Origin of the sequence: Bacteroides sp. Marseille-P8574 (assembly GCF_902825465.1) — a bacterium.
Taxonomy (GTDB): Bacteria; Bacteroidota; Bacteroidia; order Bacteroidales; family Bacteroidaceae; genus Bacteroides; species Bacteroides uniformis.
Genome location: NZ_CADEBE010000001.1, coordinates 2,731,292 through 2,747,006 on the forward strand (window position 1 = coordinate 2,731,292; position 15,715 = coordinate 2,747,006).

Below are 15,715 nucleotides of genomic sequence, written 5' to 3' on the forward strand. Positions count from 1 at the left end.
AATAGTTTTTAAGGATTAAGGATTAGGGATGATGGATTAAGGATTAGGGTATTGCATATAATAAAGGTGATATTATTAAACATTAATCCCTAATCCTTCATCTTTATTCTTATATCTTGATATATATTTTTCGTTTGTACAACTGGTAGCCGATACACCAGTTAATGGCGATAAACAGCAAGGCAAAGGCAAGGGAACCGGCGGTTTCACCGAAAACGGGCATGAGGACTATATTATATAAGAATCCGTGTATACTGATGCTGCCGTCTCCCCACGGGAAGCTGATGCTACCGAAAAGTATGCTAAGTACGCCGCCCAATACATACATGAACAGCGGATTCACACCGAATGCCTCGAAAAACATGCTCCACTTCTTATAGCCTTTCACATCAATAATCCAGATAAGCAATGCCAGAAAACTGGATGCCAGTCCGCAAGTGACGAGTACGTAGGTAGGAGACCATATTTTCTTATTGATAGGACAACCGTAGTTTAGCAGGAAACCGGAGAAAGTAAGGATAACACCTACTAGAAACAGTGTGATAAGCTGCGAATTGAGAAATGAGGCACGGTTTTCTGACTTGTTGCCGTCCAGCATCAGCCGTCCTACACAGAATCCCAGCAACACGTGTGCAATGGCAGGGATAGTACTTAACAAACCTTCGGGATCTATGCCGTTATCCTTGTACATGTGTGCAGGGGTTAGGATAGCACGGTCTACCACGGAAAGAATGTTTGTTTCATTATAGGCAAAACCGTTACCACACATCAACAGTATGAAGTAACCTATCAATAGGCTGGCGATCAGATAAGGTATATGTTTATGCTTCATGGTTAGTGCAATGATGGAGGCTGCACCGTAGCAAAGGGCCAGCCGTTGCATGACACCCAGAATACGGATACGGTCGAATGTCCAGACAGAAGCCCATAGTTTCTCTCCGAAACTAAGGTCGTCCGGAGCGGAGGCCCAGTAATAGCAGAAACGCGAGAACCAGCCGATAGCCATGCCTATAAGGAAAATGACGATGGTACGTTTCAGTATCTTCATGCCGGTGGTGTGGCTGAACTCGAAGTTGTATTTCTTCAGGGAAATGTACGTAGAAATTCCCATGATAAACATGAAGAAAGGAAAGACGAGGTCGGTGGGAGTCAGGCCGTTCCACTCTGCATGTCGCAAGGGGGCATAGATATGTCCCCACGAACCGGGGTTGTTTACCATAATCATACCTGCGATGGTGACACCACGAAGAATGTCGAGTGCAAGGATGCGTTTGCTTACTTTTGTACTGTTCATTGTAATATTTGTGTGTTAAGTTATCAATCCTAATTATCAGCCGCCTTTGTACATTCGTCTACCAGATAAGCGATGGATACGTAGGGGATACCTGAGTTTGTTGTCAATCCGATTTCACAAGTGCGGCTGTTGGAGTAGCCTATACTCACTCCGGATGCTTCTATTTGCGGACGGAGTTTGCGTAGGGCGTACGAGTTCAGCTCAGGATAGGTGAATCCCCGGTCTCCGGCAAAACCGCAGCAACCTACTTCTTCCGGTACGATGACTTTACTGGAGCAGAGACGTGCAAGGGCTATAATGGTATCTGCCAGTCCCATTTTCCGCATGGAGCAGGTGATGTGGACTGCTACGGGGCGGTTGATGGGTGTGAAAATCAGCTTGTCACGTAAGAATGTATAGATGAATTCCGCAGGTTCATATAGTTTCATCTTCTTGATGCACTCGCGCATGCGGTGCAAACAAGGGCTTTGGTCACAGAGAACAGGATATTTGCCTTGTTCGCTGGCTTCCCAAAGTGCGGCCTCCAGTTCGGCTGTCTTGCGGTCGGCAATGTCCAGCATCCCTTTGCTTTCCCAAATGGTACCACAGCAAAGCTTGTCCATATCTTTCGGGAAGATGATTTCGTAATCGGCTTTTTGTAACAAAGACACCATTTTGTTTACCAATGGCTGCTCTACGGGAGACTTCTTGGCCAGACCCATAGTCTGGTTGATGCAGCTGGGGAAATAAACTACGGCCTCTCTTTCCTTGCCCCCTTTTCCGTAGGGAGGGGGAGTAGTTACTTTTGCTTTATTATAAGGACGGAGAGGTTTTGGCATAGCCGGCGTCCATAGAGGTATGCCTAATGCATTATGTAGGCCTTTGGTAATATTGCCCATGGCCTTTGTACCTAATAGGGAGTGGCTGAAATTGGCCAAGGACAATATGGGACGCAGTGTACTCTTGACACCGGCAAAATGATTGGCGACAAAGTCTCCAGCTTTGTATCCCAGACTGCCTTTGGGCAATGCTTCCTGGCGGATTACATGGGTGAGGTCACCCGTATTGATACCCATCGGACACGACATGGAGCAGAGACCGTCTCCGGCACAAGTCTGGTTGCCGGGATAGCGGTATTGCTTTTCGAGCAGTGCAAGGCGTGTCGGGTCCTCACCGCTTTGTTTCAACCGGGATATTTCGCGCTGCAACACGATGCGCTGGCGCGAGGAAAGGGTAAAGCCGCAGGAGAGACAGTTGACTTCGCAGAAACCGCACTCAATACACTTGTTTAATTGAGAATAGACAGTTGATAATTGAGAATGGGGTACAGCGTCATTGTCAATTGTTCCTTTTCCATTTTCCATTAATAAAGGCAGCGGCTTGAAGTTCTTGATATGGCATTGCGGGTCATCATTGAATATGACACCGGGGTTTAGCAATCCTTGTGGGTCAAACAGCTCTTTGACGGCTTTCATGGCTTTGTAGGCGTCATCTCCCCATTCATGGCGGACAAAGGGAGCCATATTTCGGCCCGTACCATGCTCGGCTTTCAGGGAACCGTCATATTTATCTACTACCAAGGTCTTGATGTCATTCATCAAGTTTTCGTAGCGTTTCACTTCCGCTTGGGTACTGAAAGACTGGTTGATGATGAAGTGATAGTTTCCTTCGAGAGCATGGCCGTAGATGCAGGCGTCATTATATCCGTGGCGGGCTATGAGCTGTTGCAGTTCTGCCGTTGCCTCCGGAAGATCTTCAATGTGGAAGGCGATGTCTTCGATGAGGCAAGTGGTTCCCGGCTGGCGGGTACCTCCTACAGAGGGGAAGATGCCGGAACGGATGGCCCAGAATTTGGAATATTCCTCCGGACGGTCAGTGAAGCGTACCGGAATATAAGTTGTGAAGGCTTGCAGGCATGTTTCGATGGTGGATATGTTTTGTTGGAGTTCTTCGGGGGTACGGGCTTTGGTTTCAGTCAGCACTGCGGTTAGCCCGGTTTCGTCGCCCGGCTCTACGTCGGGGAGGGTGGAGGAGGCAACTTCACCTTTGTATTTCAGGAATATGGGGTCGTTGACGGAAGAAAGGCTCTTGTAGTCCAGCATTTCAGCCCCTTTTACTGTCCATTCACCGGTTTTGCCGACCAGCTTCTTCATGGCTACCACAGCGCGGCTCGCTTCTTTTATGGTCTTGAAGTAGAGCATAGCACTGGCCTTGTAGGGATAGTCATATTCGGTCTTCATCGTCACTTCCGAAAGGAATGCCAATGTACCTTCGGAACCTACCATGAGGTGGGCGATGATTTCGAACGGGTCATCAAAACGGACAAAAGGCAGTAGATTGAGCCCAGTTACGTTTTTGATGGAATATTTGTAACGGATGCGTTCAGCCAATTTTTCGTTGGTACGTATTTCGTCACGCAGTGCGCAGATGCGGCGGATAAAGTTGCGGTGGGTCACTTCGAAGGAGGCGCGGCTGGCGGGATTTCCGGTATCCAGCAGGGTACCGTCCATTAGGACGATGCGAGCGGAAACAAGCACTTTGTCGCTGTTGGCATGCGTGCCGCAATTCATGCCGGAAGCATTGTTCATGACTATACCGCCCACCATGGCGCTTTTTACCGAGGCGGGATCCGGTGCAAACTTGCGGCCGTAGGGGGCCAGCAATTCGTTCACACGTTGTCCGATGATGCCCGGTTGGAGGGTTATCTGTTCATGGTCGGCAGATATGCTGTATTTTTCCCAATTCTTGCCGGCTACGATGAGGATGGAGTCACTAATGGCTTGTCCCGACAAACTGGTTCCTGCCGCTCGGAAGGTGACTGGTAACTCGTGGCGGCTAGCCAGTTTCAACAGTTGTGAAACTTCGTCCTCGTCTTTTGAACGGATTACAATCTGAGGAATTAGGCGGTAGAAACCGGCATCCGTACCCCAAGCCAGCCGGCGAAGTTCGTCGGTATAAATTCTTTCCTGCGGAATGATTTGGCTTGTTTCCTGCAGGAAAGCCATGTAACTGCGCTCTTTCATATCTGTTTTTTTACTATCGTATCATTTCTCTTCAAAGTAGGCTATAAACAGGGCTGATGGGGATACCCTCAGTATGATCGCTATCTTTCCTCTTTGTTCGTCTGTAAAACTATTTATATAAATAATACTTTTTCGACAACTTACGAAAGTCTTCGGCATCCTTATACCAGTAGTCGCGTATATCTTCCCAACGGTTCCGCTTCGAAAAGCGTTCGCGTATCTGCCGCGAACCACTTACCTTGTCGAACATCGAGAAACGTCCCTTGTCGGCATGGTCAAACACGGCACGGTCCGGATAGAGGGCGGCGACTTCCTGCATGACCAGGAATTGCAGGTCGCTCAACGGTGCTTTGCCGAAATCCATGATGTGCACTTGCACACCTTGCAGCAACTTGCCTTTGCCTACACTGTAGAACGGTTTCAGGTACATCGGTCTGAAGATAACCCCTGGTACGTTCAGACGGTTCAGGTTTCCGGCCAGCTTCTCTGCTTCCACCCATGGCGCGGCAAACATCTGGAACGGAATGGTATACCCCACACCAATGGACATATATCCCAGCTCTCCCAGGATTCCGCTGACGGGATAGAAGAATGCAGAATGTGGATGTGGAATGTGTGGAGAGGAAGGAACCCATTGCAGTCCGGTTTGGGTATAATCCATCTTGCGTTTCCAGCCTTTCATCTTCACTACGTGGAGATTGCATTGTTCCCCATCCTTCAACATCTTCTCGCCATTGAGCATCAGTGCCAGCTCACCGCAAGTGAGAGCGTAAAGGTACGGAATTTTAAACTGGCTTACAAAAGAAATGCAATCATCTTCAACTAAGTTACCCTCAATTTTCAATCCGCCTACAGGATTGGGCCGGTCCAGCACGATGAATTCCTTGCCGTTTTCGGCAGCGGCTTCCATAGCCAGTCCCATGGTGCTGATGTAGGTAAAGGAACGGCAACCGATGTCCTGGATGTCATATACCAATACATCTACGTCTTTCAGCATATCCGGTGTGGCCTTGCGAGTCTTTCCGTAAAGCGAATATACGGGCAGTCCGGTAGTCGCGTCTTTGATGTCCGTTACATGGTCGCCTGCGTGCACATCACCGCGTACGCCGTGTTCGGGGCCATAGAGTGCCACAAGATTTACGTTCGGGGCCTCGTGCAGTATGTCAATGGTAGACTTCATCCGGTTGTCCACTCCCGTCGGATTGGTAATCAACCCTACACGTTTACCTTCCAAGCATCGGAAATTCTGTTCTTTCAGTACTTCGATGCCGGTCTTTATTCTTATCTTCTGTGCCTGCATCGCACCTCCGCAGAGGAGGCAGAGCAAGGATATTATAATAATCTTTTTCATCGCTAATCATTAAACATTAATCACTTTTTCCCATATTCCGGGTCTATTCTTCTGTCTGCAAAAATGGTGACGACAACCGTGGCGAAACAGCATATCATCACCAACCAGAAGAAGTCGATATATCCGATAGCCTCCTGAATGTATCCCGCAAACATCCCTGGAATCATCATGCTCAGTGCCATGAATGCGGTACAGATGGCATAGTGGGAGGTCTTGAATTCGCCTTCGGAGAAGTATATCATGTAGAGCATGTAGGCCGTGAAACCAAAGCCGTAGCCAAATTGCTCGATGGCGATGGAGGTTGAGATGGCAAACAGATTGTCGGGCTGGGCAATGGCAAGATAGACAAACGTCAGGCATGGCAGAGTCATGCATCCTGCCATCCACCAGATGGATTTTTTCAATCCGATGCGTGATGCGAATAATCCTCCCAGAATACCGCCCAGGGTGAGGAATATGACTCCGATGGTGCCGTATACGATACCTACTTCTGCAGTCGAGAGTTCCAGACCTCCCGATTCTTTGGAGGCCACCAGGAAGGGCATACACATTTTGATGAGGAATGCCTCAGGCAGGCGGTACAGCAACATGAACACGATGGCCAGCAATGCACCCGGTTTGGTGAAATAGGTGGCGAATGTTCGTCCGAATTCTCTGAATATGGCTCCTGCAGTGGCGGCATCGGCTGCCAGTGTAGACTTGTCCGAAGCGGGTTTGGGGACTGCAAAGAGGTGATAGAACGTCACCAGGCTGAACAGAACGGCTGTAACCAGCATCGTGATGGTCCATGACAGCGGAATGTTTTCGGTTCTCAGTTCGATGGCGCCGGCAATGGCTACGAGCACGCCTTGTCCGAAGATAGAGGCGAGCCGGTAAAACGTGCTTCGGATGCCAACGAAGGCTGCCTGGTCACTCTGCTTCAGTGCCAGCATGTAGAAGCCGTCGGCGGCAATGTCGTGTGTGGCAGAGGCAAAAGCCGTGATGATGAACAGCATCAGCGTGATGCTGAACATGCTGATGGGGGTTGTTCCGGCCGCCATAGTCGCCTCGTCCGGCCGTGGAATGGACAGCGTCAGCAGGATGAATGCCACAGACATCAGAATCTGCATGGAAAGAGTCCACCATCTTTTGGTCTTGATGATGTCGACAAACGGACTCCAGAAGGGCTTGATGGTCCAAGGCAGATAGAGCAGGCTTGTGAACAAGGCCATTTCTCCGTTCGGTACGCCCATTTTGGTAAACATCATCACGGAGATGTTGTTTACGATAAAATATGGAATGCCTTGTGCAAAGTACAAGGTGGGTACCCATGCCCATGGCGATATGTTTTTTGTATGGTTCATGATATTGATTTCTTGTGTTTTATCCGATTATTCATACAGCTTGTCAATGCTGGCACCTATATAGTAGTGCAGCAGTATTGCATCATACTTATACCCTTGCTCGCCCATTACGGCTGCACCTATCTGGCAAAGCCCCACGCCATGTCCCCAACCGGCACCGGTGAGGATGAAGCGTCCGGGAATGCCTTCGGAGGACAACTCCTCCTTGTCCACCACGAAGGCAGAGCTGTAGAGGTGTGAAGTAGAGAGCGTACGGCGAATTTCCAGCTCCTTGCCGATGGTGAGCGTGCGCTTGGTTCCCACAATCTTCAGTTTCCAGAGACGTCCGCTGGTTCCACGGGCTATGGGAATAAGATCGATGATTTGTCCGTAGTCGATGCCCGAACGTTTCAGAATGAGGACTGAAAGTTCTTCCTGAGTATATTCCACTTTCCAGCGATAGAAGTCCGTAGTCTCCTGGTCATAGTTATTGAGTACCTGCGAGAGGATTTTCTTGTCGGTGGTGTTGCAGAATGCTTCGGGGGAGGTACGAATCCAGCGGTCCGCTTCGACTTCCTGCGTCAAATCGGGTAGTGTGGCGTGCGTTTTGCTGTCTCGTTGTTGGGCAAGATAGGGGTATTTGATGTCTTCCCAGCAGTATTGGAACTCCTCGAAAGCACCGCCGCAGCATTTGGAGAAACGGGCGTCGCAAATCTTACCATCAGATGTCAGTACCTGGCCGCGGGTAGCGGAGATGGCTTGTTTCACAATATCGGTAGAGGCACGTGTAATGCCCTGGTAGCGCTGACAATGGTCGTCGGCGCATACATCGAAACGTGTGTGGTCTTCTCGGTCGTACCAGCGAATCAGCTCTTCGTCGGTCTGCGTAAAGGCCGAGTAGTTAGCTTGGGCTTCGGTGATTTCCTTATTCTTTTGTATTTGTGCCAGTAGCCAGCTTCGGGAGATGACAGCGTGTGCCTTGAGCAGCTCCAGAGAAGCGGTGGCACTCATCTCGGAGGAGATGACGCTGGTCAGATAATCTTCTACATGGATGACGTTGATGCCGGTGAGCTTTCCATTCTCAACGATGATTTTGAGGGCACCCAGAAAACGCTGGTCTTCTTTGCGCTCCCAATGGAAATTGATGCCGATGGTAACGTCCAATAGTTCGAAGGCATCGGTCTGCTCGTGTTGCGGTTCGAACAGCAGTTCGTCATACCGGCGGCCATTCCAGAGAATCTTGCCTTCGTCGTAGGTCACTACCTGCTTGCCGCTGACTTCCGTTCCGTCTATGCGATACGGGTTCAGCAAAACGAATTCTATCTGCGGTTCAAACAGAATGCCTACTTGTACTTTGGGCTCTTTCATAATGGTATTTCTTTAAAATTAGAGTTTTAGGATTTCAGAAGTCATATTTTTTCCCTGATACGCTGCCGTACCTTGTGGAAGTCTGTGGCAGAGAGGCATACTTCACTTAATATCTGTGCCACATCTTCCGCAGTGATTTTTAGGAAATCCTTTTCTACGGGGGTGATAAAGACACCTCCCAAGTCAACGGACGCCGGACTGCTCAATAGGTTGGCTTCTCCCTCGGCGGTGTAGCAGGTGGGACGGTGCTTCTCGCGCGGGAAGACAAAGACCACCCAACGGTCGGCCTCGTATAGGACCAGTACGTTCATCATCGGTTCGTCTTCCTCGGGTTTCACGTCCAGAGAGCGGTAAATGATGTCGAACAAGTCTGCCGCGTCCTCTTTGGAGATGGATTCAATCACAAGTGTGGCACGGGGAGCGTCATTGAGATACCATAGCGTAGCCTTTCCATAATCGGCTATCTTTCCGGCAACTTGTCCGCGCCAGTCTTTTTCGATAGGCATGAATCCTTTGTTTCCTGCTTGGAAATGAGCATGGTCGGGGGCGGAGGCGCCACATCGGGGACCGTTGTAGAAAATGGTATATTCCGTCAGCGCCTCGGCCAGCTCCAGCACATCGGTGAAGCGGGAAGCGATGCGTTGGGGAGTATGCGCCAGTTCCGGTATCGTCAGGTGGCGAGGGAAAATGGGGAACGGATTCACCAGAATATGGTAGTGCCCGCCAAATGGGATACCTTTCTGTACCGGTGGCAGGTTTGCCGGGCACAGAAAGCATTTTCGTTCCTGAATGGACTTGGCATCCACCTTGGCACCGGAGGAAACGATGCGTGCCGGGTTGAACTGTACCTTATAGGGTATGCCGTTTACATTCAGCTCTTTCACCCGCACACCGGAGAGGGCAGCATAATTGTTGCGTGCCGTCTCCCAGGATGCCAGTTGTCCGGTTAGAAGATTGTGTATCGTTTGATTCATGAGCTTGTCTGTTATTTGATGATTTACGGTGTGCAATCACTTTTTCTTGTTCATTGCTATGCGTGCTTGGAGTTCCCAAGTACGGATACGATCTTTGTAGAGGTTGTGTCCGTTCATTTTTACAATATCCAGTGAGGCGTCGGAATTGTCGTCCCAACGGCGGCAGAGGTAGACCACGTCGTACACACGTCCTATCTGGTATTGACGGGAGAAGTTCAGTCCTAGTGCATAATCTTCGCCATAGCTGGTATTGGGTACTTTCACTTCGCGCAGCACCGGGGTATAGAAGGCGCGTGGGGCACCCAGGCCGTTGATGCGGAGGGCGTTGTTGCGTCCGTTTGCCGGAGTCCATTCCTTGTGGTCGATGATGCCCGGAGCAATCATGTTCATGTTGAAGTCCGTCATCATATAGGTGCCTACCACCATGGCGCAGTTCTGTTTGTAGAAGGCACGTACCATGATGGCGAGTGTGTTTTCGTCTTTGTATACGTCGTCGCTGTCCAGCTGCACGGCAAACTTGCCACACTTGGGGTGGTGTACACCTACATTCCAGCAACCGCCGATACCGAGGTCGTTGCGTTCGGGGACGATATGGATGAGGCGTTCGTCGTCCTTGAATTCGTCGATGGCTTCCGTTGTGCCGTCTGTGGAGTGGTTGTCGATGATGATAAGATTATATTTGAAGTCTGTCTTCTGCATCAGTACCGACTTGATGGCATCGCGGATGGTACGGATACGGTTGCGCACCGGAATGATGACCGAAGCTTCATACTCAAAGTTACCGGCAGAGAACTCAATCTTCTTGAACTCCGGTGCCAGATACCCCCCGATTTCTTTCAGATGTTCGGTACATGCCTGCTCCATCTCAATCTGGCGGTCACGGTTTTTGGGGTCTACATAGTCGAAAATCTTTTCGCCGCTCTTGCGGGTATCGTTTTCCACCTCGCTGTATAAGTATTCGTTGATATGTACCAAGTCTGAATGTTGGCTCAATTTCAAGCGCAGGTCGTAAAGTCCGGCGAAGTTGTAGTCAGACTTCATGTGTCCAGCGGCTTCCTTTAGTTTTTCGGTGTTGAAAAGGAGCAGGGAGCCAAAGTTGAAGTCATCTCTCAAGGAACCGAATTGGTAGTCGATTACCGGAGCGTTGCTCTGCTTGCCGTCTGCTATTTGGTAGTGGTCGGCATATACCATACCGGCGCTTGAATCTTCAAGGATGTGTATCATACGTTCCAGTGCAAACATACCCATTTCGAGCGTAGTCTCTTTGGTATAAAGCAATGTGTATTCTCCTTTGGCTGCATTAGCAATAGCTTTGAGGGTTGCACTGCTGTAGGGCATGTCAACAAACAATATTTCGCAGCCCGGGAGCGATTCCAGAGTGGTATCGGTCGTGATTAACCGGATTTCTTCTATAAGTCCTGTCGCCTGTAGGCTGTTCACTGTTTTTTCTACTTGTTCTTTTCCTGCGTAGGGAAGAAAGCAACTGATTTTATTCATGATATATCTTTTAATTTTTAATTTTTAATTCTCAAAAGTCCCGTTTCTCCACTGGTTGCCGTGAACAGCACTTCGTGGCCGTTCAACGGAACTACGGTACTGATAAGTGAATTTCCTATTTTATGTTTCCACAGTACTTTGCCTGTTTTTCCTTCCAGTGCGAAGATAAGTCCTTCTTTGGTACTGCCAAACATGACCCCCTCTTTTTCTACTTGCATGGAGGGGGCATGCTCGTAACCGAAGCCTACATGGGTTGCCCACAACTCCCGCGGAACATCTTCCCGGGCTGCATAGCAGACAATGCTGTCATTCATTGTTTTGCTGTAGATACGTTCACCGTCTTCGGAAAGTCCGATGGTCTCGCGCACCATAGACTGAAAGGTGCGCCACACGGTATTGCCCGTGTGGATGTCTATGGCGGTCATGGCGCGTTGCGGGTCGGTAATGAATACTTTACCGTCGGCAGCTACCGGCCATACGGCGGCAGGAGAGAAGTGCATGCGGGTCAGTCCGCCCGTCCATTTCCACAACTCACGTCCGTCAGTCTTGTTCAAGGCATACAGTGTATTGTCCCATGCGCCGAAGATGACCTTGTCTTCCGTCACCAACGGCTTGGTTTCGATGTAGCCCTTTACGCCGGTGTAGGTCCAGATTACTTTTCCCGTATGGATGTCTATGGCGCGGAAAGTGGCATCACTGGCACCGATGTAGGCGGTACCGTCTGCGATGGTCACGGCTCCGAGCACCGGTTCGGCGGCTTCTACCGTCCAGAGCAGGCTGCCGTCTTTGGCGTTCAATCCGTAGATGCGGCGGTCGGCAGACCCGAATACAACGATACCCTCGCTTACGGCCGGAGTACCGACAATGCGCTTGCCGGCTTCAAAGCTCCATAGCTTTTTGCCGTTTTTCAGGGTGTAGGCTGTCAGCCTTCCCATATCGTCTCCTACGAACACTTTATCTTTTTCTACGGCGGGAGAGCAGTAAATGCCTGCGCCCGTCTGTACCATCCATTGCTCCTTTACTTGCGGATATTCCTTGTTGACCGAGAAGTCGGGATATTTCTCTGCCTTTCCGTTGCGGTCGTAATACTGCTTGGTCAGCGAGAATGCTGTCCACTGCTTCTTGGGTTCGCCGATACGTTGCGTGTATACCCGGATGGAATCCCCGGTTACTTCATAGATGCCGTAACCCGGTTTCCTTTCTTTGTCGCGCAGGTTGCTGCGCATCAGTACGCCCGGAATGCCGTCGTAACGTAAATCCCGGTTGCTGTGGTAGTGTCCGCCGATAAACAAGCGCACGTTGTAGGGGCGGACGGCATCCGTCACCTCATACCAATTGTCCACATCACCTTCCATTAGTGGGTAGTGGGTGACAAGTATCACCGGTTTGTCTTTGCCGTTTTTATCCATTTCTTCCGTCATCCAACGGATATCTTGCGGCACTACATGCCCGTAGGCCATACGCATCAGCGGACCGGAGTTGAAGCCGAGGAAAAGGAATCCCTTATGCTCGAACTCGAAGCGTTCGCCGCCAAAGATTTCTCCGAAAGCGGTACAGCCGGAGTCGCTCCATTTCGTTTCATGGTTGCCTAGGACTACGTGGTAGGGGACCTTCAGCAAGTCAAGGCACGATTTCACTTTTTCCATGGTAGTACGGTCGCCTTCTTCGGTCAGGTCGCCCGTCACCAGGACAAAGTCGATACTGTCGGTGGCATTAATCTGTGCCACGGAACGCAGCAGGTCCTCTGTGGGATTCGGATTGTTCGGGGTCAGATGAATGTCCGTCAGTTGGGCAAAACGGAATGTTCCTTGCTGTGCCTGCATCCCCAGGGGGAGCAGGCAAGCCATCAGGACGATTATTAACAGTCTTCTGTTCATAGATGATGATTGGTTGATATTACTTGTTGTCGTTGAAGAATGTCAGTACAGCATTCATGAGTGCCTCTCTTTCAGAATCAGTACGTATGGATTCAAAAGGGAATCCCAATACACAAGTCTTGTAGTCGCCTTGGTAGGCCACACCGGCACTCAGGTTGTTTTCAGAATACCGCATCACGGTGTGTGCATCTTTGGTTGCCGGTTCAATGGCGTCCGGTGATTCCACCACATACGAATCGGCATTCAGCTCATTGTGATAGGTATAGTTTCCTGAAAGGGCGGGGAACGGAGAAGCTCCGCTTTTCACCTTACCCATTGTAGCCGCTTGTCCCACACGCCACTTATATTTCAGTACTTCCATCGCAAATTTCTTGTCGGCTTCGTCGGCGGTTGCAAGGCGGTTGTCCCATAAATCCGTTCCTACAAAAGCGCCCGAAACAAAGATATTTCCACCTTGCTTACAATAAGCCGCAATAGCCTCCTGCATCGGTTTGCTGAAAGTCTTGAACTCCAACGGTTTTACGCCTCCCCGTCCCATCTTGGTCTGGCATTGCTTCCCAAGTATCAAGTCCACATACCTATACTCTTTCATATCTACCGAAGTATTTTTATCTCCCCTTCCTACGGGGGAGGGGTTGGGGGAGAGACTTTCATTACTAACCGATACAAACGAATATCCCGCTTTCAGGATAGCGGCACCATGTATGGCAGGATAATCGAACGTATTTCCTGCGATGACTTGGGTCTCGTAATTTCCATAACTGTCGCCGAAACCGGAGGCGTCGTCGTCCATCCAGGGAATGGAACGGCGGTATTCCTTCATCTTGCCAATGTAGCTGATGTCACGGATATAGGGGACTCCGTGGTCTCGCTCATCCAGAAATCCGGCAAGGAGGGTGTCGGCGGGGGCGGGTGCCGTAAAGTCGGCAGGGGCACTGATACGGTCGAATCCGTTTATCACCAATACGGTACCTTTGGAATTGAACGCCCGTCCGGCGGAAAGAATTTCGGAAGGAAAGCTCTCGCCGCCCTTGTTGACAGCGGTGACCTTGTAACTGCATACCATGCCGGCGGGGAGTGTGGTACGGTAACTGTTGCCGTCCACCAATACTCCGTTGTCGAAATCCCCGTCGCCGATACGGGTGTAAACAATGTATTTCTCTGCTACGGCAGTCGGTTCCAACGCATCCGCTACGGGTTGCCAGGTCAGTTCCACTTCGTTCTCGCTGGTCATGCGCAAGGCCATGTGGTCTACCGGTAACGGTTGCACTACATAATCCATGTTGTATTGTGAGCAGAGGAACTGAAGCATACCTTTATAGATGGCGCGGCTTACGGTGAAACGGAAACGTGGGTCCAGTCCGTAGCGCATATCCGCAAAGTTCTGATGGGAAAGCAGTTCGAGCAGCATGGTCGGTACGCGGGGTACACGGGCCTCATAGTAAGATTGGTTCCATTTGCCACGGCGTGTCCATTGAGGTTCGTAGAGGGTACGCACGTCGCGCACGATGTTGGACTGAATCAAGTCTGTCAGGTCGTGGCTCAAGTAGCGGGATGCTCCGTTGGCGAATTTCTCATTGTAGGCGTTGGTATAGTAGATGCCGAGTGTCCCGATGATGGAATCGTTCAGTGTAGTTCCTGCATCGGAGTGGAAGGCAAAGGCCATGTTGACAGGGATGTTCAGCCCTTTTTCCGTCGGGTTCACGGCAGAGCCTCCGGAAAGGTAGTTCACCCAGATACCACGGCATTTATAGTCGTCGGTATAGTCATTCTTGCCGTTGCTTTCTGAATATACGCTGTCCGGTATGCCTGCCCATTGCAGCCAGTAGCGGGCGGCTTCGCAGAAACGGGGATAACCGCTGACTTCTCCCCGGGCTATGTTCCCCATGCCGCCGCCTATCTTCACGGCGTCGGCAGTGATGATTCTTCCTACTTTGGAGGAAAGGTTGCTCAGAACGACTTTGCATTCATTGTTCCGGCCGGCATTGAAGCCGAAGGTGCCGAGGTAAATCCAGGTGCCGCCTCCCATTTGCTGGTTTACCTTGAACTGCGTGGTGCCGCCTTTGTGATAGACGGTGTAAAGGGCATCGTCCGCGCTGTTTGGCAAGGTTTGGTAAGAGACGTATACGGCGTATTGTCCGGTCGAAGGGATTTCGGGAATCCATTCGGCGGTGCTTGCGTTTCCTTTCTTGATGGTTTCTATGGCGCGGTAGGTGCCTTCCTTGAAGGGATTCTCAAAGTCGATGTATTGGGGGCGCAGGTGGGCGAAGCCTTGTCCTTCTCCCTGGCTCCAGAGCTTGTCTCCGGAATTTTCCGTATAGATAGAACGGCCGGTCAGGCAACCGTCATTGTCTACGATGACTTCTGTCGTCTGGCAATCGCGTTCGCGGGGAAGCAGCACGTTGGCACCGGCATTTTCCAGCATTGGCACGAGGAAAGGCAATACGTAGCTTTGGGTGTAGAGGTCTTCCACGGTCTGGAAGATACGTGCACGCTGCCATTCCCAACGGTCGAGTTTCGGCTCGTAGTACCAGCCGTGGCTTTGCCATAGGGCGATGTGCCGGTTCTGCAAGCCGTTGGTAGGGGTGTAGGGGGCGGAAACGTCGGTAACTAAAGGCTTGGAAGCGACGGGATTGAATGTCTTCGTCTTTTTGTCTTTTTTACTACGCAGGACTTGGGGAACCAGTTCTTCGATGCTGCGCTTGTTGGTACGGATTTGCAGCTTGTATTTGGTAAACTCCGCCGGTAGCAGGGCACTTACGCCCTGGTATATTTCGGCTACATTGTCCTCGCGGAAAGGAATATAGGCACAGTTCATGTTGGCAAACAGTTGCAGTGTATTTCCTTCCACGGCCACTGAGTCGATGCTGATACGTCCTACGGAAACTTCTTTCCGTGCGGTGGTATCCAGGAATTTCCCGATTTCCTGGCGGACATCCGTCGGAAGTTCTTGCGCACCTCCCCATTGGGGGAAGAGGGAGGCAGCAAGCAAACTTAGTAAAAACTGACGTCTTACGTTCATAGATGATG

Annotated in this window: 9 protein-coding genes; all 9 read right to left on the reverse strand. The window is 50.5% G+C overall.

What is annotated here, in order from left to right; genetic code table 11:
* Positions 1 to 109 precede the first annotated feature (109 nt).
* On the reverse strand, positions 110 to 1,294 hold the full coding sequence (locus HUX74_RS11600) for an acyltransferase family protein (protein WP_117600242.1): 1,185 nt from the start codon (positions 1,292 to 1,294) through the stop codon (positions 110 to 112).
* A gap of 29 nt (positions 1,295 to 1,323) precedes the next feature.
* Positions 1,324 to 4,296 (reverse strand): FAD-binding and (Fe-S)-binding domain-containing protein, encoded by a 2,973-nt coding sequence (locus HUX74_RS11605; protein WP_174646665.1) that lies wholly within the window; start codon positions 4,294 to 4,296, stop codon positions 1,324 to 1,326.
* Positions 4,297 to 4,405: 109 nt separating this feature from the next.
* The gene (locus HUX74_RS11610) at positions 4,406 to 5,647 is read right to left on the reverse strand and encodes an exo-beta-N-acetylmuramidase NamZ domain-containing protein (protein WP_174646666.1); all 1,242 of its coding nucleotides are present in this window, start codon (positions 5,645 to 5,647) and stop codon (positions 4,406 to 4,408) included.
* Positions 5,648 to 5,667: 20 nt separating this feature from the next.
* Complete coding sequence (locus HUX74_RS11615; protein ID WP_174646667.1) at positions 5,668 to 6,990, reverse strand: MFS transporter; 1,323 nt, start codon at positions 6,988 to 6,990, stop codon at positions 5,668 to 5,670.
* Between the two features lie 27 nt (positions 6,991 to 7,017).
* Positions 7,018 to 8,337, reverse strand: a complete 1,320-nt coding sequence (locus HUX74_RS11620; RefSeq protein ID WP_174646668.1) for a SpoIID/LytB domain-containing protein — start codon at positions 8,335 to 8,337, stop codon at positions 7,018 to 7,020.
* Between the two features lie 41 nt (positions 8,338 to 8,378).
* Positions 8,379 to 9,311: a DUF4922 domain-containing protein gene (locus HUX74_RS11625; RefSeq protein ID WP_117965664.1), complete on the reverse strand. Its 933-nt coding sequence runs from the start codon at positions 9,309 to 9,311 to the stop codon at positions 8,379 to 8,381.
* Between the two features lie 36 nt (positions 9,312 to 9,347).
* On the reverse strand, positions 9,348 to 10,808 hold the full coding sequence (locus HUX74_RS11630) for a glycosyltransferase family 2 protein (RefSeq protein ID WP_174646669.1): 1,461 nt from the start codon (positions 10,806 to 10,808) through the stop codon (positions 9,348 to 9,350).
* Between the two features lie 17 nt (positions 10,809 to 10,825).
* Complete coding sequence (locus HUX74_RS11635; RefSeq protein WP_117965626.1) at positions 10,826 to 12,685, reverse strand: PQQ-binding-like beta-propeller repeat protein; 1,860 nt, start codon at positions 12,683 to 12,685, stop codon at positions 10,826 to 10,828.
* Positions 12,686 to 12,704: 19 nt separating this feature from the next.
* On the reverse strand, positions 12,705 to 15,707 hold the full coding sequence (locus HUX74_RS11640) for a xanthan lyase (protein WP_174646670.1): 3,003 nt from the start codon (positions 15,705 to 15,707) through the stop codon (positions 12,705 to 12,707).
* Between the last annotated feature and the right edge of the window lie 8 nt (positions 15,708 to 15,715).

Bases quoted from the DNA above. Each gene is read 5' to 3' on its own strand.
- HUX74_RS11600 (WP_117600242.1), bottom strand. From the start codon at position 1,294: ATGAACAGTACAAAAGTAAGCAAACGCATCCTTGCACTCGACATTCTT.
- HUX74_RS11605 (WP_174646665.1), bottom strand. From the start codon at position 4,296: ATGAAAGAGCGCAGTTACATGGCTTTCCTGCAGGAAACAAGCCAAATC.
- HUX74_RS11610 (WP_174646666.1), bottom strand. From the start codon at position 5,647: ATGAAAAAGATTATTATAATATCCTTGCTCTGCCTCCTCTGCGGAGGT.
- HUX74_RS11615 (WP_174646667.1), bottom strand. From the start codon at position 6,990: ATGAACCATACAAAAAACATATCGCCATGGGCATGGGTACCCACCTTG.
- HUX74_RS11620 (WP_174646668.1), bottom strand. From the start codon at position 8,337: ATGAAAGAGCCCAAAGTACAAGTAGGCATTCTGTTTGAACCGCAGATA.
- HUX74_RS11625 (WP_117965664.1), bottom strand. From the start codon at position 9,311: ATGAATCAAACGATACACAATCTTCTAACCGGACAACTGGCATCCTGG.
- HUX74_RS11630 (WP_174646669.1), bottom strand. From the start codon at position 10,808: ATGAATAAAATCAGTTGCTTTCTTCCCTACGCAGGAAAAGAACAAGTA.
- HUX74_RS11635 (WP_117965626.1), bottom strand. From the start codon at position 12,685: ATGAACAGAAGACTGTTAATAATCGTCCTGATGGCTTGCCTGCTCCCC.
- HUX74_RS11640 (WP_174646670.1), bottom strand. From the start codon at position 15,707: ATGAACGTAAGACGTCAGTTTTTACTAAGTTTGCTTGCTGCCTCCCTC.